The sequence below is a fragment of the Micromonospora sp. WMMC415 genome, assembly GCF_009707425.1.
In the GTDB taxonomy this organism is placed as follows: domain Bacteria; phylum Actinomycetota; class Actinomycetes; order Mycobacteriales; family Micromonosporaceae; genus Micromonospora.
Genome location: NZ_CP046104.1, coordinates 3,452,028 through 3,472,989, shown reverse-complemented (window position 1 = coordinate 3,472,989; position 20,962 = coordinate 3,452,028). Strand labels below are relative to the sequence as shown.

The 20,962-nt window shown below is 72.9% G+C and carries 15 protein-coding genes and 2 pseudogenes; 11 read left to right on the top strand and 6 right to left on the bottom strand.

Annotation, left to right across the window (positions count from 1 at the left end; genetic code table 11):
- Positions 1–68 precede the first annotated feature (68 nt).
- Positions 69–1,376: an aminotransferase class V-fold PLP-dependent enzyme gene (locus tag GKC29_RS16385; protein WP_230688648.1), complete on the top strand. Its 1,308-nt coding sequence runs from the start codon at positions 69–71 to the stop codon at positions 1,374–1,376.
- A gap of 86 nt (positions 1,377–1,462) precedes the next feature.
- Here the strand turns inward: GKC29_RS16385 and GKC29_RS16380 are convergent, their stop codons facing one another.
- From GKC29_RS16380 to GKC29_RS16370, 3 genes are all read right to left on the bottom strand, one after another.
- Positions 1,463–2,236 carry a peptidylprolyl isomerase gene (locus tag GKC29_RS16380; protein ID WP_155331659.1) on the bottom strand — a complete coding sequence of 258 codons (774 nt, stop codon included), beginning with the start codon at positions 2,234–2,236 and terminating at the stop codon, positions 1,463–1,465.
- A gap of 202 nt (positions 2,237–2,438) precedes the next feature.
- Complete coding sequence (locus GKC29_RS16375) at positions 2,439–3,227, bottom strand: hypothetical protein (protein WP_155331658.1); 789 nt, start codon at positions 3,225–3,227, stop codon at positions 2,439–2,441.
- Positions 3,214–3,852: a TetR/AcrR family transcriptional regulator gene (locus GKC29_RS16370; RefSeq protein WP_196255630.1), complete on the bottom strand. Its 639-nt coding sequence runs from the start codon at positions 3,850–3,852 to the stop codon at positions 3,214–3,216. Before GKC29_RS16370 ends, GKC29_RS16375 begins: the two co-directional genes overlap by 14 nt.
- A gap of 194 nt (positions 3,853–4,046) precedes the next feature.
- Between GKC29_RS16370 and GKC29_RS16365 the strand changes: the two genes are divergently transcribed.
- Complete coding sequence (locus GKC29_RS16365; RefSeq protein ID WP_155331656.1) at positions 4,047–5,384, top strand: glycosyl hydrolase family 18 protein; 1,338 nt, start codon at positions 4,047–4,049, stop codon at positions 5,382–5,384.
- Between the two features lie 80 nt (positions 5,385–5,464).
- Here GKC29_RS16365 and GKC29_RS16360 read toward each other — a convergent pair whose 3' ends face one another.
- Positions 5,465–6,841: an NAD(P)/FAD-dependent oxidoreductase gene (locus GKC29_RS16360; protein WP_196255629.1), complete on the bottom strand. Its 1,377-nt coding sequence runs from the start codon at positions 6,839–6,841 to the stop codon at positions 5,465–5,467.
- A 253-nt stretch (positions 6,842–7,094) separates the two neighbouring features.
- On the opposite strand from GKC29_RS16360, the pseudogene GKC29_RS16355 reads away from it, so the two are divergent.
- Positions 7,095–8,878: pseudogene (locus GKC29_RS16355) on the top strand (hypothetical protein).
- A gap of 48 nt (positions 8,879–8,926) precedes the next feature.
- The gene (locus tag GKC29_RS16350) at positions 8,927–9,958 is read left to right on the top strand and encodes a glycosyltransferase family 2 protein (protein ID WP_155331655.1); all 1,032 of its coding nucleotides are present in this window, start codon (positions 8,927–8,929) and stop codon (positions 9,956–9,958) included.
- A 35-nt stretch (positions 9,959–9,993) separates the two neighbouring features.
- On the opposite strand, the gene GKC29_RS16345 is transcribed toward GKC29_RS16350, so the two are convergent.
- A complete protein-coding gene (locus GKC29_RS16345) occupies positions 9,994–11,052 on the bottom strand; it encodes a S8 family peptidase (protein WP_155331654.1) in 1,059 nt (352 codons plus the stop codon).
- A 142-nt stretch (positions 11,053–11,194) separates the two neighbouring features.
- On the bottom strand, positions 11,195–11,755 hold the full coding sequence (locus GKC29_RS16340) for a GNAT family N-acetyltransferase (RefSeq protein ID WP_155331653.1): 561 nt from the start codon (positions 11,753–11,755) through the stop codon (positions 11,195–11,197).
- Between the two features lie 204 nt (positions 11,756–11,959).
- Between GKC29_RS16340 and GKC29_RS16335 the strand changes: the two genes are divergently transcribed.
- The 7 genes and pseudogenes from GKC29_RS16335 to GKC29_RS16305 form a co-directional block, all read left to right on the top strand.
- Positions 11,960–12,670 carry a siderophore-interacting protein gene (locus GKC29_RS16335; RefSeq protein ID WP_155331652.1) on the top strand — a complete coding sequence of 237 codons (711 nt, stop codon included), beginning with the start codon at positions 11,960–11,962 and terminating at the stop codon, positions 12,668–12,670.
- The gene (locus tag GKC29_RS16330) at positions 12,667–13,926 is read left to right on the top strand and encodes an MFS transporter (RefSeq protein ID WP_155331651.1); all 1,260 of its coding nucleotides are present in this window, start codon (positions 12,667–12,669) and stop codon (positions 13,924–13,926) included. The genes GKC29_RS16335 and GKC29_RS16330 overlap by 4 nt, the downstream gene beginning before the upstream one ends.
- A gap of 102 nt (positions 13,927–14,028) precedes the next feature.
- Complete coding sequence (locus GKC29_RS16325; RefSeq protein ID WP_155331650.1) at positions 14,029–15,585, top strand: aspartate aminotransferase family protein; 1,557 nt, start codon at positions 14,029–14,031, stop codon at positions 15,583–15,585.
- Between the two features lie 20 nt (positions 15,586–15,605).
- Entirely contained in the window at positions 15,606–16,895 is a 1,290-nt protein-coding gene (locus GKC29_RS16320; protein WP_155331649.1) for a lysine N(6)-hydroxylase/L-ornithine N(5)-oxygenase family protein, read from the top strand.
- Positions 16,892–17,461: a GNAT family N-acetyltransferase gene (locus tag GKC29_RS16315; protein WP_155331648.1), complete on the top strand. Its 570-nt coding sequence runs from the start codon at positions 16,892–16,894 to the stop codon at positions 17,459–17,461. The genes GKC29_RS16320 and GKC29_RS16315 overlap by 4 nt, the downstream gene beginning before the upstream one ends.
- Positions 17,458–19,242: an IucA/IucC family siderophore biosynthesis protein gene (locus GKC29_RS16310; RefSeq protein ID WP_155331647.1), complete on the top strand. Its 1,785-nt coding sequence runs from the start codon at positions 17,458–17,460 to the stop codon at positions 19,240–19,242. Before GKC29_RS16315 ends, GKC29_RS16310 begins: the two co-directional genes overlap by 4 nt.
- Positions 19,239–20,780: pseudogene (locus GKC29_RS16305) on the top strand (MFS transporter); the annotation flags it as partial. The gene GKC29_RS16310 and the pseudogene GKC29_RS16305, both read left to right, overlap by 4 nt.
- Positions 20,781–20,962: the final 182 nt, after the last annotated feature.

Here is a 20,962-nt window from a genome sequence, read left to right as displayed (position 1 = left end):
CGGATCAGCGCTCCGCTCGCGACGCCTCGGTGATGTACCCGTGACGTCGACGGCGGACGATGGGTCGTATGCAGTTCACCCGACGGGGGCTTCTCGGCGTGACCGCGGCCGGAATGACCGGCCTGGCGGCCGGCTGCGAGCCGGCCGGGCGGGAGTCCGCCGCCCCACCGGCCGCCGCCCCACCGGCCCTCGATCCGGCGAGCTGGGTCAGCGTTCAGGCGCAGTTCGCGATCGAACGGGCCAGCGCGCACCTGGCCACCTTCGTCTTCGCGCCCCATCCCGCGCCGGTCCGCGCCGCCGTCGCCGCGCACCGCGACGGGCTGGACCGGGACGCGACGGGTTACCTGGCGGCCAACGAGGAACGGCTCGACACCGCCGCCCTGGCGGCGGCCGCCGGGCACCTCGGGACACGCCCCGACCAGATCGCCCTGACCGACTCGACCACGATGGGTCTCGGCCTGGTCTACACCGCCGTACGGCTGCGGCCCGGTGACGAGGTCCTGACCACCGAGCACGACTTCTACGCCACGCACGAGTCGCTGCGGCTGCGGGCCCAGCGCGACGGCGTCACCGTCCGCCGGGTGCGCCTCTACCGGGACCCGGCGGCGACCAGCGTCGACGAGGTGGTCGGCAACCTCGCGGCGGCGGTCACCCCGCGCACCCGGGTCGTCGCGCTGACCTGGGTGCACTCCAGCACCGGCGTGAAGCTGCCGATCCGGCAGCTCGCCGAGGCCGTCCGCGCCCGCAGCCCCGAGGCACTGGTCTGTGTGGACGGGGTGCACGGCTTCGGCGCCGAGGCCGCCACCCCCGATCAGCTCGGCTGCGACGTGCTCGTCTCCGGCTGTCACAAGTGGCTGCTCGGGCCGCGCGGCACCGGCCTGGTCTGGGGCAGCGACCGGGCGTGGGCCCGGATGCCAGCGGTGATCCCTCCTTTCGACGGACGCAGCATCGGCCACTGGCTGTCCGGCGGCGCGGGTGCACCGGCGATACCGGGCGGCCCGGCGCACACGCCCGGGGGCTACCACACCTTCGAGCACCGGTGGGCGCTGGCCGAGGCGTTCGACCTGCACCGCCGGATCGGCCCGGAGCGGGTCGCCGCGCGGACCCGCGAACTGGCCGACCGGCTCAAGGGCGGCCTGGCGGGCATCCGCGGCGTGCGGCTGGTCACGCCACGCTCCGCCGACCTGTCCGCGGGCATCGTCTGCTGCGCCGCCGCCGACCTGCCGGTGGGCGAGGTGGTCGGTCGGCTGTACGCCGCCGGCGTGATCGCCAGCAGCACGCCGTACAACCCGTCGTACGTGCGGTTCGGCGCGACCATCGCCAACAGCGAGGCGGACGTCGACGCGGCGCTGGCGGCGGTTCGCGGGCTGATGTGAGGGGACACCCCGCCGGTGTGGAGGGTGCGCCACCAGCGGCGCCGTGACGCCCGGCGGGGCACCGGACCGCCCCGCCGGGCGGATCGTCAGCGGCCCCGCTTGGCGCGGCAGATCTCCACCGGCAGGGCCGGCGCGCCGTCGACCGGCGCCGGGTCCTCCGGGGTGGCGGCGATCCCGCCGGCCGCGATCCGGTCCAGGGTGGCCAGTCCGGCCTCGTCGACCGTGCCGAAGACGGTGTAGTTGGGGCGCAGCGCCGAGTCGGACTGCACCAGGAAGAACTGGCTGCCGTTGGTGTCCGGGCCGGCGTTCGCCATCGCGAGGGTGCCCCGGGCGTAGAGCCGGCGGACCCCGGTCGGGTCGGTCGGCGCCGGCGGCAGGTCGGTCGGCAGCTCGTCGGCGTACCGGTAGCCGGGGCCGCCGGAGCCGGTGCCGGACGGGTCGCCGCACTGCAGCACCTTGAGGGTCGGGTACGCGGTGAGCCGGTGGCAGGTGGTCCGGTCGTAGAACCGGTGCCGGACCAGGTGCAGGAAGCTCTGCACGGTGCACGGCGCCTGCTCCCGGTCGAGGGTCAGCCCGATCGGGCCCTGGTTGGTCCGCAGGGTGACCCGGACGGTGCCGTGGTCGGGCGTGCGCCGCGGGTCGGGTGGCAGCGGCACCGGCCGGGCCGCCGGCTCCTCCGGCGTCGGCGTGTACGCGCACGGCCCCTTCGTGGGCGTCGTCGCGCTGGGCATCGTCGCGGTGGGTGGCGCGGCGATGGCGGCGGTGCCGCCCGCGGCGACCAGCGCGGCGGACACCACCGCGACGCCGGCGAGGCGGGACAGCAGCGGCGGAGCGGCGTGCGCTCGGGTTTCGCTCGGCACGTGGATCCTCCCTGGACTCGTGGCACCAGAAAGATCGGAGTCTATGGATCCGGCGCCGCGATGTCGATCGATGCGGCGGCAGGTTTCCGGACCACGGTGTAGCGGCGGACCCGTTCCGCGGCCGGCGGTTCGCGCGGGCTCCGTCGGGCGCCGACGCGTGGCTGTGTCGATCCCCGACAGCGATCGGTGAGCGGGAGCGCTTTCAGGCCGCGGTCGGCGCCGGAGCCCGCCGCGTCCCGAGCGGGAAGGGACGGGCCAGTAGCCCGGCGAGCCCCCGCGGATGGAAGGCGCCCGGCACGAGCACGGCGCACGCGAGCAGTCCCGGCAGCACCCCGAGGGTGTGCAGCGCGATGCTGACGACGGCCGCCGTGCCGAGCCCGAGGCTGACGGCCACGGCCAGCAGCAGGCCCACCGCCCGCACCCGGCCGAGCCCGTCGCCGGCCCACCAACCCGCCTGGAGCCACAGCATCGTCGGGAGCAGGACCGCCCCCATGCCGTACAGCGTGAGGGCCACCGGGCTGGTGAGGAACGCGAGCGGGTCGACCGAGCCCGCCTGCCAGGCCGCGGTGGTGGGGGCGAAGAACCGGCGGTACCCGGTGCCGTCCCAGCCGTACGCCAACACGAAGAACATCGCGAAGTAGCCCAACGGCATCTGCAGCCAGGAGAGATACCGGTGCCCGCGGCGCCACAGGTGCCGGGCCACGGCGTACCCGACGATGCCCTGGGTCACGTTGGTGACCGCGAAGGCGGCGACCAACCAGGCTGGCAGGTCGGCGGGCGCGACCGCCGCGTGCATGGTCTCCCAGCCGGTGAACTGCCACAGCAGCCACAACCCGCTGGGGGCGAAGAGACACGCCAGGAACAGCACCGTCGTGGTGAACCGACGGTCGGACAACAGGGGGCGGACCGGTTCGGCGGCGGCCGCCCGGGCGGCCGCCGCGCCGAAACCCGCGCCGATCGCGTAGGACCAGAAGACGTCAACCTGGACCATGCTCACTCCCTCCGGGCTCACCGTGCCGGGCGACTCCGTCGAACATCAGCGCGACCACGGCGCGTATCCACCGGTCGCGCAGGGGCCGCGGATCGTCGGTCCGCGTGACCTGGGCGGCGCCCTCGAAGATCATTCCGTTGATCACCCGCGCGGTCGTGTCGACGTCCAGCTCGGGGCGCAGGAACCCCTTGGCAATCCCGTTGCGGAGGTACGCCGCGGTGTACTCGGCGAACGTCTCGTGGGCGGCGTGCAGGCGCTCCCGCAGGTCGTCGTCGACGGCGCCGAGGTCGTGGAAGACCAAACGGCCGAGCGCCCGATCGGCCGCGAACAGGTCGTACAGCCGGTGGCCGATCCGCTCCACCTGCGCCCGGTACTCGGCCAGGGAGCCGGTGGCCGTCGCGTCCTCCGCCGTGACCACCGCGGCGATCCGCTCGAGCGCCCGGTCCAGCACCGCGGCGGCGACGTCGCGCTTGTTCTCGAAGTACCGGTACACCGTGCCGTGACCGATGCCCAGCTCTCCCGCGACGTCGGCGATGCCGGCGGCGGCGTAGCCCTTGCGGGCGAAGACCGAGTGGGCGGCGTCGACGATGGACTGCCGGCGGTGGGGGTCGACGGTTCGGGCCATGGAGGAATGACACGTCATTCCGTTACGCCGCACAACCCCACGGCTGGGCACGAGGGGCACGGCGCGCGGCTGACCTGGGCCCTCGGCGAAGGCGGTCACGCCATCCGCCAAAACTCGCACCCGAACCGGGACGCCGCGCTAACCCTTAACAAAGTTAATTGATAGCCTCCCATCAATCGATGAGGAGGTACGCCATGGGACTTCGACGGGCGATTCCCGCCCTTGTTGCCGGCGCGGCGCTGGTCGCCGCCGTCGCGGCGCTGCCGCGGGCCGCCAGCTTAGCGGCGGCCACGGACGCGCCGAGCACGACGCTGGCCGCCTGCACGGCACCGGCCTGGGCGGAAGGGGTCAGCTACGCCGTCGGCAGCCGGGTGACCTACGCCGGCCGGTCGTACCAGGCGCTGGTGGCGCACACCCCACCGCCCGGCGCCGGCTGGAACCCGGCCGCCACCCCGTCGCTCTGGACCGACCTCGGGGCGTGCGACGGTACGCCACCGCCCTCCCCCACCCCGACGCCCACCGCCACGCCCAGACCCACGCCCACGCCGACCGCAACGCCCACGCCGCCCGGTCCCGACACCTGCGCCGGCAAGCCCAAGCCGGCCGGCAAGGTGCTCCAGGGCTACTGGGAGAACTGGGACGGCGCGGCGAACGGCGTCCACCCGCCGCTGGGCTGGATCCCGATCACCGATTCGCGCATCCCCGCGCACGGCTACAACGTCATCAACGCGGCGTTCCCGGTGATCCGCGCCGACGGCACCGTGCTGTGGGAGGACGGGATGGACGCCACGGTGCGGGTGCCCACCCCCGCCGAGATGTGCCGGGCCAAGGCCGCCGGCCTGACCATCCTGATGTCGATCGGCGGCGCCACCGCCGGGATCGACCTCAGCTCGGCGGCGGTCGCCGACCGGTTCGTCGCGACCGTCGTGCCGATCCTCAAGCGGTACAACTTCGACGGCATCGACATCGACATCGAGACCGGTCTCACCGGCAGCGGGAACATCACCCAACTGTCCACATCGCAGGCGAACCTGATCCGGATCATCGACGGGGTGCTCGCGCAGATGCCACCCACCTTCGGCCTCACCATGGCGCCGGAGACGGCGTACGTCACCGGCGGCAGCGTGACCTACGGGTCGATCTGGGGCGCGTACCTGCCGATCATCAAACGGTACGCCGACAACGGCCGGCTCTGGTGGCTGAACATGCAGTACTACAACGGCAGCATGTACGGCTGCTCCGGTGACTCGTACCCGGCCGGCACGGTGCAGGGCTTCGTCGCCCAGACCGACTGCCTCAACGCCGGCCTGGTGATCCAGGGCACGACCATCCGCGTCCCGTACGACAAGCAGGTGCCCGGCCTGCCGGCACAGCCCGGCGCCGGTGGCGGCTGGATGGCCCCGTCGACGGTGGCCCAGGCGTGGAACACCTACCGGGGTGGCCTGAAGGGCTTGATGACCTGGTCACTGAACTGGGACGGCTCGAAGGGCTGGACGTTCGGCGACAACGTCAAGGCCCTCCAGGGCCGCTGACCGGGTTGGGGGCGGCTGCCGGGTTCCGCGCGGAACCCCGGCAGCCGCCCGACGCGGCGCCCGCCGAGCGGGCGCCCCGGTCAACGCGCGCGCAGTTTGGCGCGCAGGGCACCGAGAATCAGGCCCGGTGTGGCCAGCGTCCCGGGGTGCTCCCGCATGGAGACGACCTCGTTGAACCGCCGCGCGATCCCCACGTCCGTGACGGTGGCGTCGATGATCTGCCTGCTGACCCAACTGGACAACCGGTAGCCGCGCGGGTAGGGCCCGTCGACGTGCGGCAGGGCCAGGTCGGCGGAGGTCGACAGCGACCAGGCGGCGTCGACGACGACCTTCTGCAGGGCGAAGAACCGGTGTGCGGGCACGGCCGGATCCGGGTGCGACCGCAGGTACATCGAGAGGCAGGCCGCGTGCAGCGCCGCCGCGGTCATCCCCTGCCCGTACACCGGGTTGAACGACGCGACCGCGTCGCCGACGCTGACGAGCCCGGCCGGGAACCGCGTCAGCGCGTGGAACTCGCGCCGCCGGCTGTCGGTATGGCGGTAGGTCCGCACGTCGCCGAGCATCTCGCAACCGGCGACCTCGCCGAACTCCGGTGGAAGCTGCTGCCGCAGCCGGCGTACGAAGTCCTCGGCGGTGTGCCCGGGGCGGTTGTCCCCGTAACCGGCCATCATGGCCATCCACCGGCCGTCCTCGATCGCGAAGAACGCCGCGCCGGCCACGTCCGCCGAGACCCACGGGCTGTTCAGGGCCATGACGACCGTGAGATCCGGGTGCGTCTCGCGACGTCGGAACAGCGCCGTCGCGTAATTGAGGTGCACGGTCATCCGCCGCGTCACGGGCCGGTCCCAGCCGGCCTCCTCCAGCCACCCGGACAGCCGGCTCGAACGCCCCATGGCGTCCACCACGAAGTCACCGCTCTCGACCCCGGACGCGCCACCGACGTCGCAGCGGACCCCGGTCGTCACGGCACCGTCGAACACGAGACCCGTGGCGCGGGCACGGACGGTCTTGACGTTGGGCAGTCGGAGCACCTGCTGACGGATCAGCCCTTCCAGGAGGGGCCGGCTGCCGGCCAGGCTGTCGGCCTCGTCGGGTACGACGACCTTCAGCCGGCCGTCGAGGTAGGTCCGCCGCGCCACGGGCGGAGCCTCTACGGCGCCCTCCGCGATCGCCCGGTCCCGAAATCCGGGGAACAGCCGCTCGAACTGGAGCAGGCCGCCGGGCAGCAACGCGTGCAACTGCGTCCCCTGCGGCACGCCTGGCCGCCAGCCGGCCACGTGCAGGTCGTCACGGTCGATGATGACGACGCTCTCGGCGTGATCGGACAGAACCCGGGCGGCCATCAGCCCGGCGACACTGCCGCCGATCACCACGGCCTTGTTCACTACCGGCGAGGGCTGGTCGGGCGGTCGAACCGCGCTCAGCGCGGCGAACACCCGGGCCGGCGAGAGGGACATCGTGCTCTCCAAAGGGGACGAGGTGTGGTGCCGTGCCGCCGCGCTGCCCGCCGCCGGTTGCGGGCGGAGCGGCGGCACGGGTCCGGTCACATGCCGTCCGACGATCCTCGCACGATCGTCGGGCACTTCCCGTACCCGTCCACGAGGTGGTCCGGTGCGAGTCGCGGCGCAGGTCGCGGCCTGCCTGGTCGGCGGACCCAAATCTCGGAATGTGGATCGACAAGACGGCTCACATCGTGGAACATCTATCTTCATGACCACCGGTTCCACCGACGCGCTGCCACCCACCGCGATCGCCGGGCGTGACGACGTTCCCGCCACCGCAGACTCCGGCCGGTGGGGCCGCTGGCGGTGGCTGCGGCACGAGTGGACGGTGGCGGTGCTCGGCGGGCTGCTGCTGGCGGTCGTGCTGACCTGGCCGACGCTGCGCCATCCGGCGAGCACGGTCCCCGGCGACATCGCCGACCCGACCCTGCAGGCGTGGCAGCTCGCCTGGGGCGGGCACGCCCTGCTCCACGACCCGTCCGGCCTGTGGCACTCGAACACGTTCTTCCCCGAGCGGTACACGTACGCGTACAGCGACACGCTGCTCGGGTACGCCCCGGCGGGGATGCTCGGCTCGGGTTTCGAGGCCGCCCTGGTCCGCTACAACGTGATGTACGTGCTGGTGCACGCGCTGGCGTTCGTCGGGGCGTACGCGTTGGTCCGCCAGCTCGGCGCGGGCCGGTGGGGCGGGGCGCTCGCCGGGCTCGCGTGGGCGTTCGCGCCGTGGCGTCTCGCGCACGCCGGTCACCTGAACATCCTGTCCAGCGGTGGGATCGCGTTGTGTCTGGCGATGCTGGCCCGCGGCCACGGCTGGTCGCTGCGGCACGGGTACCGGCCGGAACGGCGACGGCCGGGCTGGGCGGTGGCGGGGTGGCTCGTCGCCGCCTGGCAGGTCAGCCTGGGCTTCGCCATCGGGCTGCCGCTGGTGTACCTCCTGCTCGCCGGGGTGCTGGTCGCGGCCGGCGGGTACGGCTGGTCGTGGTGGCGGCGGAGGCAACGACCGGCGTTCGGCCGGCGGCTGCTGGTCGCGGACCTGGCCGGCGGTGCCGTCTTCGGGTCGGTGACGCTGCTGCTGGGCCTCGTCTACCTGCGGGTCGTGAACCTCAATCCGCAGGCCGAGCGGACGCTGGACTGGACGACGCACTTCTCGCCACCGCTGATCGGGTTCGTCACCGCCCCGGCGGATTCGTGGCTCTGGGGCGAGAGGCACGCCGCCGCCCGGGACCAGTTGACCTGGCCGCCGGAGATGGCGTTGCTGCCCGGGATGACCCTGCTCGGGCTGGCCGGGGCGGGGCTGTTCCTCTCGGTGTACCCGGCCCGGCGGCGGATCGCGGTCGGGCTCGGCGTGCTCGGCACGGTGCTGCTGGGCCTGGGCGCCACCCTCGGTGGCGACGGAGATCCGGGCTACCTGACGCTGTCCGAGCACCTGCCCGGGTGGGACGCGCTGCGCACGCCGGGCCGGATGATGCACTGGACGAGCCTGCTGCTGGCGGTGCTGGCGGCGGGCGCGGTGACGGCGCTCGCCGGGGAGGTGCGGCGATGGTCGGCCCGCTGGTCACGACTCCTGGCGCCGGTGGTCCTGCTGACCCCGCTGGCCCTCGTCGGCGTGGAGGCAATCAACCGGACCCCGCATCCGGAGGTGCCGCCGCCGCCGGCCGCGATGCGTACGGCGGCGGAGCCCGCGCTGGTGCTGCCCGCCGGCGGCGCGCTCGACCTGATCTACATGGCGTGGACGACCGACACGGCTTCCCCCGGGTGACGAACGGGCTGGCCGGTTTCGAGCCCGCCACCCAGGCGCGTACCCGGGCCGCCACGGCCGCCTTCCCCGACCCGGGCAGCGTGGCGTACCTGCGGAGCATCGGGGTGCGGTCCGTGGTGGCCCTGCCCGGCTGGGCCGCCGGGACACCGTGGGAGGGCATCGCGTCCCGGCCGGTCGACGGGCTGGGCATCACCCGGGAGGACATCGACGGTGTGCTGGTCTATCAGCTGTGACCCCGGTGCCGGGCCGCGCGGCGGCCGGGCCACCTCGGGCCGGGCGGGGTGACGGACGTGCGCCTGTCGGTCGTGGTGCCCTGCTACAACGAGGAAGCCTCGGTGGAACGGCTGCACGTGGCGGTGACCGCCGCGATCGCGGAGCTGTCCGACGTGGACCTCGAGATGGTGTACGTCGACGACGGCAGCGCGGACGGCACCCTCGCGGCGCTGCGCCGGCTCGCCGCCGCCGACCCGTCCGTGTGCTACACGTCGCTGAGCCGGAACTTCGGCAAGGAGGCGGCGATGCTGGCCGGCCTGGAGCGGGCCAGCGGGGACGCGGTCGTCATCATGGACGCCGACCTGCAGCATCCGCCACGGTTGCTGCCGCACATGGTGGCGTTGTACCGGCAGGGTTTCGACCAGGTGATCGCCCGCCGGGACCGGCACGGCGACCGGCTCCTGCGGATGCTGGCCTCGCGCTCCTTCTACCGGCTGGTCAACTGGTGGATCGACGTGCGGCTCCTGGACGGGGCCGGCGACTTCCGGCTGCTGTCCCGGCTCGCGGTGGACGCGGTGCTGGCGATGCCGGAGTACAACCGGTTCTCCAAGGGGCTGTTCTCCTGGATCGGCTTCCGCACGGTGGTGGTCGCGCACCGCAACGAGTCCCGGCGGGCGGGCCGGAGCAGGTGGACGTTCGGCACGCTGTTCAACTACGCGTTCGACGGGCTGCTGTCGTTCAACAACCGGCCGCTCCGGCTGGCCATCTACGGCGGACTGTCCCTCACGCTGATCGCGGTGGTGTACATGGCGTGGGTCGTCGCGGACGCCGTCAGCAAGGGAATCGACGTCCCCGGCTACACCACGATCATCGTCAGCGTGATCGGTCTCGGCGGCCTCCAGATGGCGATCCTGGGCGTGATCGGCGAGTACATCGGCCGGATCTACTACGAGACCAAGCGCCGACCCCACTACCTGGTCCAGGAGACCGAGGACCTCTCCCGGCAGCGCCCACTCCGTCGCGCCGCCGGCGAGTCGGTGGTCGGTGGCCTGCCGGTCGCACCGGCGGGCGACACCCCGGCTCAACCGGAGATCGGCTGAGCCGGGGTGCCCGGATGGCCGGCAGCCGGCGACCGTCAGGTGCGGGGCGCGGCGACGGCGGCCTGGGCGTCGACGACGCCCCAGCCGTACAGCGGCGTGTAGACGCCGCGCAGCCCCAGCAGTGGGGTACGGGCGGTCGACATCAGCACCGAGTACACGTTGTCGAGGCTGCGCTGCTGGGCGAAGAGCAGCGCCGCCACACCCGCCACGTACGGCGTGGCCATCGACGTGCCCGCGTACGCGTCGTAGTCGCCCTGCCCGCAGCCGGCCGAGCCGGTGCCCCTCGGGACGGTGGACCACACGTCGTCGTCGCAGTCGAGCGTGCCGGCGCCCCCCGGTGCGGCGACCGCCCTCAGGTCGAGCTTCACGCCCAGGTTGGCGTAGGCCGCCTTCACCTCGTTCCGGTCGGTGGCGGTGACGCAGAGCGCGCCCGCCTCCCAGGCCGGGGTCGCGCACAGCGGTGACGTTTCGTTGCCGGCGGCGGCGATGACGGCGACCCCCTTCGTCCGGGCGTACGCGATCGCCTCGGTCGCCGCCGACTCGAGCCCGGTCAGGGTGAGGGCCTGGGTGCCGGGCAGCGCGCCGAGACTGAGGTTGACCACCTTGGCGCCGTGGTCGACCGCGTACCGGATGCCGGCGGCGATGTCGGCGAAGCTGCCACTGCCCGCCGCCAGCACCTTGATCGGCATGATCTTCGCGCCGGGGGCGGCTCCCGCGATGCCGACCCCGTTGCCGGTGGCCGCGGCGGCGATGCCCGCCACGTGGGTACCGTGCTCGTCCGAGGCGTCGGGCGCGCCGTCGGGACCGCGCCAGTCGCCGTCGCCGCACGGGGCCGGGCCGCAGTCGATGAACGTGGCGCCGGGCACCAGCTTGGAGCTCAGGTCGGGGTGCCCGAGGTCGACGCCGGTGTCGACGACCGCGATCACCACACCCGCGCCGGTGCTGGTCCGCCAGGCCTGTTCGGCGTGGATCTGCCGCAGACCCCACTGCTTGTCGTACAACGGATCGTTGACTGTCCCGCTCGCGGGGGTGGCGGCGGCGGCCACGAGCACGGTGGCCACCGCGGTGCCGGCGAGTAACCGGGCGATCGGCATGAGACGTCTCCTCAGATGCGACAGCACGTCATCTATGAATCGGAGATCACGCGCGAGACGCAACAGCCACGACGGATGCCGCCGAGCGGCCCGTTCGGGACGCTCCCCGCCGGGCCGCGCACCGACGCCCCTGACCGGCGGGTCAGGCCGGGACGGGGTGGTCCGCCTCGAAGCGGGCGCGGGTCAGAAAGGCCAGCTGGGCACGCTTGTCCGGCATGTCGACCTCGGAGCCGAAGGTGAACCCCTCGGCCGCCAACCGGCGCAGGGCGACCTGGTTGCGGATGTCCGGCTCCACGACGATCCGCTGCGCGGCCGGATCACGGAACAGGAACCGGGCGAGCGCCGGGCCGACGGCGGTGGTCAGGCCACGGGCGTAGCGGCGGCCCGGGTTGAGGAGCAGGTGCATCCCGACGTCGCCGGGCTGGACCGGGTAGCGCTCGCCGACCGGGTCCGCCTCCGGCTGGTAGGTCTGGAACAGCCCGACCGGCTCGTCGTCGACCATGATCAGGTACGCGTGGTGCGTCGGCAGGCTGTCGACGAACGCGTAGATCTCGCGCACCTGGTCGAGGGTGTGCGTTCCCATCCCCCAGAACGAGTTGCGGGGCTGGGTGACCCAGCCGTGCACCAGTTCGGCGTCCCGGTCGGGCTCCAGGGTCACGAGCGACAACTCGCCGAGACCGGCGATCTTCTCCTGGTATGTCATGGCGCGCTGTCCTTAGCTACGGGTGCGAACGGGCCAGGCCGTGGGTGCCGGTCGGTCGCCGGCCCGCGGCGGCGACTCCGCGCACATCGCCATCGACCTGGCTCGACATCGCTGCGCGTCGCGGTGGGTGACACGCGCCTTCCGTCGATCACTCAACTTAGGCTAACCTGCCCTAACTGAGGTTGACCTTACCTGGAGGGGTGCGTGAAACGGAACTGGGAGGCCCTGGTCCTGAAGGCCATGGGAGGCCGGGACTTTCGGCTGACCGTGCTGGGTTCGGAGTCGATCGACGGGCACTACCAGCGGCTGCTCCTCGACGGTGGCGGCCTGCTGGACGCCTGCGGCGTCCACCCCACGATGTGGATCCGGCTCTGGTTCGACAACGACGGCCGGGCGCACCAGCGCGCGTACACGCTGGTGGACCCCGACCCGGCCACCGGTCGGTTCAGCCTCGAGTTCGCCATCCACGACGGCTGCGCGGCCCGGTGGGCCACCACCGCGCAGGTCGGGGACACCATCGACGCGACCGTGCAGGGCACCGCGTTCAGCCTGCCGGAGCCGGCGCCCGAGCACCTCTACCTGATCGGCGACGCGGCCTCCCTGCCCGCGGTGAACAGCCTGCTCGACGCCGGCTCCGACATCCCCGCGACGGTCTGGCTGGAGTACGCCCACGAGGGCGAGAAGGCACTCGCGCCGCGCGCCCGGGCGCAACACGACGTCACCTGGCTGCCCCGGCGGGAGGCCGGGCAGCACCTGGTCGACGCAGTCTGCGCCGCCCTGCCCGCCAGCGACTCGGCCCACTACTGGGTGGCGTGCGAGGCGGCCAGCACGCGCACCATCACCCGGCACATCCGGCGATCCCTGGGCGTCGGCAAGCACCAGGTCACCTCCCTCGGCTACTGGCGAGCCACGTGACCGGGCGCCTCGGCACCCTGACCGCGCTGTACGTCACGCAGTACCTCGGCATCGGGTTCATCACGGTCGGCTTGACCGCCATCCTGCGCGACGGCGGCACGTCGCTGGAAACCCTGGCGCTGCTCCAGATCGTCGGCCTGATCTGGCCGGTCAAGTTCCTCTGGGCGCCGATCCTCGACCGCTACGGGTCCCGGCACCGGGGCCACTACCGGTCCTGGCTGCTGGTACTCCAGGCGGCGCTGGTGCTGGCACTGCTGGCGCTGCTGCCGTTCTCCCGTCCCGCCGAGCAACTCGGCCCGGTCGTCGCGATCTGCGCCGCGTTCGTCTTCTTCTCCGCCACGCAGGACATCGCGGTGGACGCGGTCGCCGTCCGGCTGTTGAGCGAGTCGGCCCGGGGCACCGGAAACGGCATCCAGGTGGCCGCGAGCTACCTGGGCAACCTGCTCGGGGGCGGCGCCTGCGTACTGGTCTACGACCGGTTCGGGTGGGTGTCGGCGGTCGGTCTCCTGGCCGTCCTGACCGCGGTCGGGCTGCTGGTGGTGTGGCGGTTCCGGGAGCCGGCCCGCACCGACCGGGTGGCCGGGGTCGGCACGGCGTACCGGGCGCTGCTGTCGGTGTTCGGCCAGCCCGGATGCCGGTGGTGGACCTTCGGCGTGGTACCGCTGGTCTACGTCGGCGCGGGCATGGCGTACGCCCTGATCACGCCCGCACTGGTGGACGCCGGCTGGTCGCTGGGCCGGATCGGCGTGGTGACCGGTGTGGTGACCAGCGTGCCCGCCATCGTCGCCGGCCTGCTGGCGGGAGTCGGGATCGCGCGGTTCGGGCGTGGCGGCGTGCTGGTGGCCGGCGGGGTGGCCCTGGCGCTGTCGACGGTGCTGCTGCTCCCGCTGATGAACGGTCACGCGCCGCTGGCCGGGACGGTCGCCGCCCTCTGCTTCTTCCTGGCGGCGTACACCATCGCCAACGTCGTGCTCTACACGGTCAACATGGACTATTCGCGGCCGGGGACGGGCGGCACCGACTTCACCGTGCTGTCGTCGTTCGGGCTGGTCTGCTCGTTCGTGGCGGCCTCCGCGGGTCTCGCGGCCGCCGGCGGGTTCGGCTACCCGGCGGTGGCGGTCGCGTCCATCGTGCTGGTGGCGGCCGGCGTCGCTCTCGGCCTCGCGCACCAGCGGCGGTTCCGGCGCCCGCCCGCTCCCACGCCGGGGACGCCCGGCGAGCCGTCGACGGTGGGCGACCCGGCGATTGTGGCGTGAACCTCGCCCCCACCGTCTTGATCGCAACTTAGGTTAGGCTAACCTAATCTTGCGCGGCGCCAGTCGCCGCACCTGTGTCCACTTTGACCGCTGAGGACCTGCATGAGCCTGACCGGAAGCACGCTCGACAGCTCGCCGACCGGGGCGGGGCCGGACCTGTCCGCCGCTCGGGCCCACCTGTTCAACGCCGGATCGGTCGCGCACTACCGACGCGCGCTGACCCAGGGCATGGACCGGGTGGCCGACCGGGTGGCCGGCGCGGACCGGCCGTTCACCGGCGTCACGCCGGACACGCTGGCTCCCCTGATCGCCGGCATCGACCTGGACCGGCCGCTGCACGACACCGACGCCGCCCTCGACGAACTGCACGACGTCTGGCTGCGGGACGCGGTGTGGTTCCACCACCCGCGCTACCTGGCACACCTCAACTGCCCGGTGGTGATCCCGGCGCTGCTCGGCGAGGCCGTCCTCAGCGCCGTGAACTCCTCACTGGACACCTGGGACCAGAGTGCCGGCGCGACGCTGATGGAGCGGCGGCTGATCGAGTGGACGACGGGGCGGATCGGCCTCGGCGCCGCCGCCGACGGCGTGTTCACCAGTGGTGGTACCCAGTCGAACCTCCAGGCGATGCTGCTGGCCCGCGAGGAGGCGTACCGGCGGGTGGTGGGCGGCGCCACCGCCCGCCCGGCCCGCACGGAGGTGCTGGCCCGCCTGCGGATCATCACCTCCGCCGCCGGTCACTTCAGCGTGCAGAAGGCCGCCAAGCTGCTCGGCCTGGGCGCGGACGCGGTGCTCACCGTCCCCACCGACGCCGGGCGCCGGATGCGCACCGACGAGCTGGCCCGGACCATCGACCGCTGCCGGCGGGAGGACCTGGTGGTGATGGCGGTCGTCGCCACCGCCGGCACCACCGACTTCGGCACCATCGACCCGCTGCCGGAGATCGCCGACATCTGCACGGCGGCCGGTGTGTGGCTGCACGTCGACGCCGCGTACGGGTGCGGGCTCCTGGTCTCCCCCACCCGCCGGCACCTCCTCGACGGCATCGAGCGGGCCGACTCGGTGACGGTCGACTACCACAAGTCGTTCTTCCAGCCGGTCAGCTCCAGCGCCCTGCTCGTGCGTGACGGCCGGGTGCTGCGCCACGCCACCTGGCACGCCGACTACCTCAACCCGGCCCGCGCGGTCGAGCAGGGCATCCCCAACCAGGTCGACAAGAGCATCCAGACCACCCGCCGCTTCGACGCGTGCAAGCTCTGGCTGACCCTGCGGATCATGGGGCCGGACGCCATCGGGGCGCTCTTCGACCAGGTCGTCGACCTCGCGGCCGAGGCGTGGCGGCTGCTGGACGCCGATCCCCGCTTCGAAGTGGCAGCCCGGTCGCAGTTGAGCACCGTGGTCTTCCGCTACGTCCCGCCCGGGGCCGGGCCGGGCCTCGTCGACGACGCCAACCTGCACGCCCGGGACGCCCTGGCCGCCTCCGGCGCGGCCCTGGTCGCCGGCACCAAGGTGGACGGTGCCCACTACCTGAAGTTCACCCTGCTCAACCCCGAAACCAGCGTGGACGACATCGCCCACGTTCTCGACCTCATCGCCGACCACGCCGCCTGGTACGCGCAGACCACGGCCGCCGCCGAACTGTCCTGCCCGGTCGGCTGACACCCGCGCTTGGAGACCCGATGTCGACCCACGACTTCATCGCCATCGGGCTGGGCCCGTACAACCTGGGCCTGGCCTGCCTCACCGCACCGATCGACGACCTCGACGGGGTGTTCCTGGAGACCCGGGACGGCTTCGACTGGCATCCCGGGATGCTGCTCGAGTCGACCCGGCTGCAGACGCCGTTCATGGCCGATCTGGTCACCCTCGCCGACCCGACCTCGCCGTACTCCTTCCTCAACTACCTGAAGGAGAGCGGGCGACTCTACCCGTTCTACATCCGGGAGAGCTTCTTCCCCCTGCGCGCCGAGTACAACGACTACTGCCGGTGGGCCGCCGCGAAGCTGCCGAACCTGCGGTTCGGGCACACCGTCACCGCCGTGGAGTACGACGAGGCCGACGACCGCTACGTGGTGCACGCCGACACGGCCGACGGCACCGCCACCTACCGGGCCCGCCACCTGGTGCTCGGCACCGGAACCCCGCCGTACGTTCCGGACGCCTGCGCGGGTCTCGGCGGCGACCTGATCCACAACTCCCGGTACCTCGACAGCCGGGACGCGCTGCGGGCCAAGCGGAGCATCACGGTCGTCGGCAGCGGGCAGAGCGCCGCCGAGATCTACCACGACCTGCTCACCGACATCGACACGTACGGCTACCAGCTCAACTGGGTCACCCGGTCGCCCCGGTTCTTCCCGCTGGAGTACACCAAGCTCACCCTGGAGATGACCTCACCGGACTACGTGGACTACTTCCACGCCCTGCCGGAGCAGACCCGCTACCGGCTGGAGTCCGACCAGAAGGGCCTGTTCAAGGGGATCAACTCCGACCTGATCAACGACATCTACGACCTGCTCTACGCCCGCAGCCTCGACGGCCCGGTGCGGACCCGCCTGCTGACCAACACCGAGCTGACCAGCGCCGCCCACGACGCCTCGACCGGCCGGTACCACCTGGGTCTGCGCAACGTCGAGCAGGGGCGGGACTTCACCCTGGACACCGAGGGCCTAGTCCTGGCCACCGGCTACCACTACCGGGTCCCCGAGTTCCTGGAGCCGGTCCGCGACCGGCTCCGCTGGGACTCCCACGGCCGCTTCGACGTCGCCCGCAACTACAGCATCGACCACACCGGCCGCGTCTTCCTCCAGAACGCGGGCACCCACACCCACAGCATCACGTCGCCCGACCTCGGCATGGGCCCGTACCGCAACTCGTGGATCATCCGCGAGCTGACCGGCCGCGAGCACTACCCGATCGAGAAGGCCATCGCCTTCCAGGAGTTCGGTGCGCCCGCGGGGGCGATGTCATGACCGTGTTCACACGGCACGACGACCGGCTCGGGGAGTTCGCGCTGCGCCCCCTCGACGCCGACGCCGACGCGGCGCTGCTGCACGGCTGGGTCACCCATCCCAAGGCCGCGTTCTGGCTGATGCAGGACGCCGACGTGGCGGCGGTCGCCGAGGAGTACCGGAGGATCGCCGCCCACCCGCACCACGAGGCGTACCTGGGTCTGTGGCGCGGCGCCCCCGCCTTCCTCGCCGAACGGTACGACCCCGCCCGGGTCGAGCTCGTCGGCCGGTACGACGCCGCGGACGGCGACGTCGGCATGCACTTCCTCTGCGCCCCCACCGACACCCCGGTGAGCGGCTTCACCCGCGCGGTGATCACGACCGTCATGGCCTGGCTCTTCGCCGACCCGGCGACCCGGCGGGTCGTCGTCGAGCCCGATGTCCGCAACACCGCGGTGCACGCGCTCAACGCCGCCGTGGGCTTCACCGTCGTGGGCCCGATCCGCAAGCCCGAGAAGGAGGCCCTGCTCAGCGTCTGCACCCGCGAGCAGTTCCTGGCCGCGACCCGAGGAGGGGTGCCCGCGTGAAGGCCACCGCATCCGTGGACCATCTGACCCCCGACGCCTGGGCCACGGCCAACCGGCTGCTGGTGCGCAAGGCACTCGCCGAGTTCGCCCACGAACGTCTCATCACCCCCGAGCCGGCCGGCGCCGGGCGGTGGGTGGTCCGCAGCGACGACGGCACGGTGGCGTACCGGTTCGCCGCCCGGCGCCTCGCCCTCGACCACTGGCAGGTCGACGCCGACAGCATCAGCCGGCACCGCGACGGCGACGAGCTGCCGCTGGACGCCGTCGACCTCTGTCTCGACCTGCGCGACGCGCTCGGCCTCACCGACGCGATCCTGCCGGTGTACCTGGAGGAGATCACCTCCACGCTCGCCGGCACCGCGTACAAGCTCGGCAAGCCCCCGGTGAGCGCCGCCGAACTCGCCCGGGCGGACTTCCAGGCCGTGGAGACCGGCATGACCGAGGGGCACCCGTGCTTCGTGGCCAACAACGGCCGCATCGGGTTCGGGGTGCACGAGTACCACCGCTACGCCCCGGAGGCCGCGGCGCCCGTCCGGCTGCTGTGGCTGGCCGCCCACCGCGACCACACCACCTTCACCTGCGCGGCCGACCTGGACTACGACACGCTGGTGCGGGCCGAGCTGGGCGCCGACACGGTCGACCGCTTCGCGGGTGCCCTCACCGGCCTCGGCCTGGACCCGGCCGACTACCTGCTCATCCCGGTGCACCCGTGGCAGTGGTGGAACAAGCTGGCGGTCACCTTCGCCGGCGAGGTCGCCCGCCGCCGGCTGGTCTGCCTGGGCGAGGGACCGGACGAGTACCTCGCCCAGCAGTCGATCCGCACGTTCTTCAACGTCACGGAGCCGACGAGGCACTACGTCAAGACCGCGCTGTCGGTCCTGAACATGGGCTTCATGCGCGGCCTGTCCGCCGCGTACATGGAGGCGACGCCGGCCATCAACGACTGGCTCGCCGACCTGATCGACAACGACCCCGTACTCAAGCGGACCCGGCTGTCGATCATTCGGGAGCGGGCCGCGGTCGGTTACCGGCACCGCCAGTACGAGGCCGCCACCGACCGCTACTCCCCGTACCGGAAGATGCTGGCCGCGCTCTGGCGGGAGAGCCCGGTCGCCGGCCTGGAGCCCGGCCGCCGGCTCGCCACCATGGCCTCGCTCCTGCACGTCGACCGTGACGGCCGCTCGCTCGCCGCCGCGCTGGTCGCCGAGTCCGGGCTGGCGCCGACGGTGTGGCTGCGCCGCTACCTGGATGCCTACCTGGTGCCGCTGCTGCACAGCCTCTACGCGTACGACCTGGCCTTCATGCCGCACGGCGAGAACGTCATCCTCGTCCTGCGCGACGGCGCGGTCGAACGGGTGGTCTTCAAGGACATCGCCGAGGAGATCGTGGTGATGAACCCGGAGGCGGACCTGCCGGAGCCGGTACGCCGGATCCGGGCCACCATCCCGGAGGACGAGAAGATCCTGTCCATCTTCACCGACGTCTTCGACTGCTTCCTCCGCCACCTCGCCGCCATCCTGGACACCGACGGGACCATCGTCGAGGAGGACTTCTGGCGGACGGTCGCCGAGTGCGCGCTCGACTACGCCGACAGCGTCCCGCACCTGGCCGACCGGCTGCGCCGCCACGACCTGTTCGCCGAGGAGTTCACGCTGTCCTGCCTCAACCGGCTCCAGCTGCGCAACAACCAGCAGATGGTCGACCTGGCCGACCCGTCGGCCGCGCTCCAGTTCGCCGGCACCCTGGCCAACCCGCTCGCCCCCTTCGCGCCGACCCGATGAACGCCGACCCGGTGGCCGCCGCGGCGGCCGGCCCGGCGAACCACGCCGGACCGGCCGCCGGCCCGTCGGGCGACGCGCCACCCCGGTCCCCCACCCGGTGGCTGATCCTGGCCGTGCTCTGTCTGGCCCAACTCGTCGTGGTGCTGGACAACACGGTCCTGACCGTGGCGGTGCCGGTGCTCACCACCGAGCTGGGTGCCAGCACCGCCGACGTGCAGTGGATCATCAACGCGTACGCGCTGGTGCTGTCCGGGTTGCTGCTCAGCGCCGGCAGCGCCGCCGACCGGTACGGGCGGCGGCGGATGCTGCTCGCCGGGCTCGTCCTGTTCGGCCTCGGCTCGCTCGCCGCCGGGCTCGCCGGTTCCGGCAGCCAGTTGATCGCCGCCCGCGCGGGCATGGGTGTCGGCGGCGCCCTGCTGGTCACCGCCACCCTCGCGGTCGCGATGCAGGTCTTCGACGCAGCCGAGCGGTCCCGCGCGATCGGCATCTGGGCGGCCACCAGCGCGCTGGGTTTCGCGGCCGGGCCACCGATCGGCGGCGCCGTGCTCGCGCACCTGCCCTGGGGTGCCATCTTCCTGATGAACATCCCGATCGTGCTGGTCTGCCTTCTCGTCGGCCGGGTGCTGATACCCGAGTCGCGGGATCCGGCCGGCGGACGGCTCGACGTGGGTGGGGTGGTGCTGTCCACCGCCGGCCTGACCGCGGTCGTCTGGTCGATCATCTCCGGACCGGAGCGGGGGTGGGCATCGGCCGAGGTGCTCGGCGCGGGCGCTGCCGGCGTGCTCCTGCTGGGGCTCTTCGTCCACTGGGAGCGGCGGGTCCCCGACCCGATGCTCGACATGCACTTCTTCCGGGACCGCCGCTTCGTCGGCGCGATCTCCGGGGTCGTCCTGATCACCTTCGGTGCCACCGGCGCGCTGTTCCTGCTCACCCAGCACCTGCAGTTCGTCCGCGGCTACCCCGCCTGGGAGGCGGGTCTGCGGATGGCGCCGTTCGCGCTGTCCATCGTGCTGCTCAACGTCACCGGCGCCGCCGCGGTGGCGATCCGTCGGCTCGGGTTGCCGGCCGCCATCGCGGTCGGCATGACGCTGCTCGCGGCCGGTCTCCTGCTCGTCACCCACGCCCCCGCCGACGGCTACGCGGTGCTGCTCGGTGGGCTGCTCGTCATGGGTACGGGCTGCGCGCTGGCGAACCCGGCGATCGTCGAGGCGGTGATGAGCGCCATCCCGGCACAGAAGGCCGGCGCCGGGGCCGGTGTCGACGGCACCATGACCGAGGTCGGGAGCAGCCTCGGCATCGCCGTGCTGGGCGCCGTGCTGAACGCCCGGTTCACCGCCCTGCTGCCGGCCGCGCTGGTCGGCGCCGGATCGTTCCCGGCGGCCCTCGCCGCCGCCGGCTCCGGTGCGGACCGTGAAGCCGTCACCGTCGCCTTCGCCGCCGCGCTGGAGACCGGCCAGACGGTGGGCGCCGCCGCCGTCCTGGTCGGCGGCCTGGTCGCCGCCGGACTGCTGCGCCGGGCGGAGCGGTCCGGCTCGCCCGACCACGCCGTCGCGCCGCCACCCGTCGCGCCGTCGGGCGTCGCACCGTCGGGCGTCGCGCCGTCGGGCGTCGCACCGTCGGGCGTCGCGCCGTCGGGCGTCGCGCCGTCGGGCGTCGTGCCGGCGGCTGACGGCTGACGGCTGACGGCTGACCGGGACACACCCGACAGAAGCTCGCAGAC

Excerpts from the sequence above, each read along its gene's own strand:
- GKC29_RS16375 (WP_155331658.1), bottom strand. The coding sequence starts at position 3,227 with ATGGTCCAGGTTGACGTCTTCTGGTCCTACGCGATCGGCGCGGGTTTC.
- GKC29_RS16315 (WP_155331648.1), top strand. The coding sequence starts at position 16,892 with ATGACCGTGTTCACACGGCACGACGACCGGCTCGGGGAGTTCGCGCTG.
- GKC29_RS16370 (WP_196255630.1), bottom strand. The coding sequence starts at position 3,852 with ATGGCCCGAACCGTCGACCCCCACCGCCGGCAGTCCATCGTCGACGCC.
- GKC29_RS16385 (WP_230688648.1), top strand. The coding sequence starts at position 69 with ATGCAGTTCACCCGACGGGGGCTTCTCGGCGTGACCGCGGCCGGAATG.
- GKC29_RS16325 (WP_155331650.1), top strand. The coding sequence starts at position 14,029 with ATGAGCCTGACCGGAAGCACGCTCGACAGCTCGCCGACCGGGGCGGGG.
- GKC29_RS16365 (WP_155331656.1), top strand. The coding sequence starts at position 4,047 with ATGGGACTTCGACGGGCGATTCCCGCCCTTGTTGCCGGCGCGGCGCTG.
- GKC29_RS16340 (WP_155331653.1), bottom strand. The coding sequence starts at position 11,755 with ATGACATACCAGGAGAAGATCGCCGGTCTCGGCGAGTTGTCGCTCGTG.
- GKC29_RS16320 (WP_155331649.1), top strand. The coding sequence starts at position 15,606 with ATGTCGACCCACGACTTCATCGCCATCGGGCTGGGCCCGTACAACCTG.
- GKC29_RS16345 (WP_155331654.1), bottom strand. The coding sequence starts at position 11,052 with ATGCCGATCGCCCGGTTACTCGCCGGCACCGCGGTGGCCACCGTGCTC.
- GKC29_RS16360 (WP_196255629.1), bottom strand. The coding sequence starts at position 6,841 with ATGTCCCTCTCGCCGGCCCGGGTGTTCGCCGCGCTGAGCGCGGTTCGA.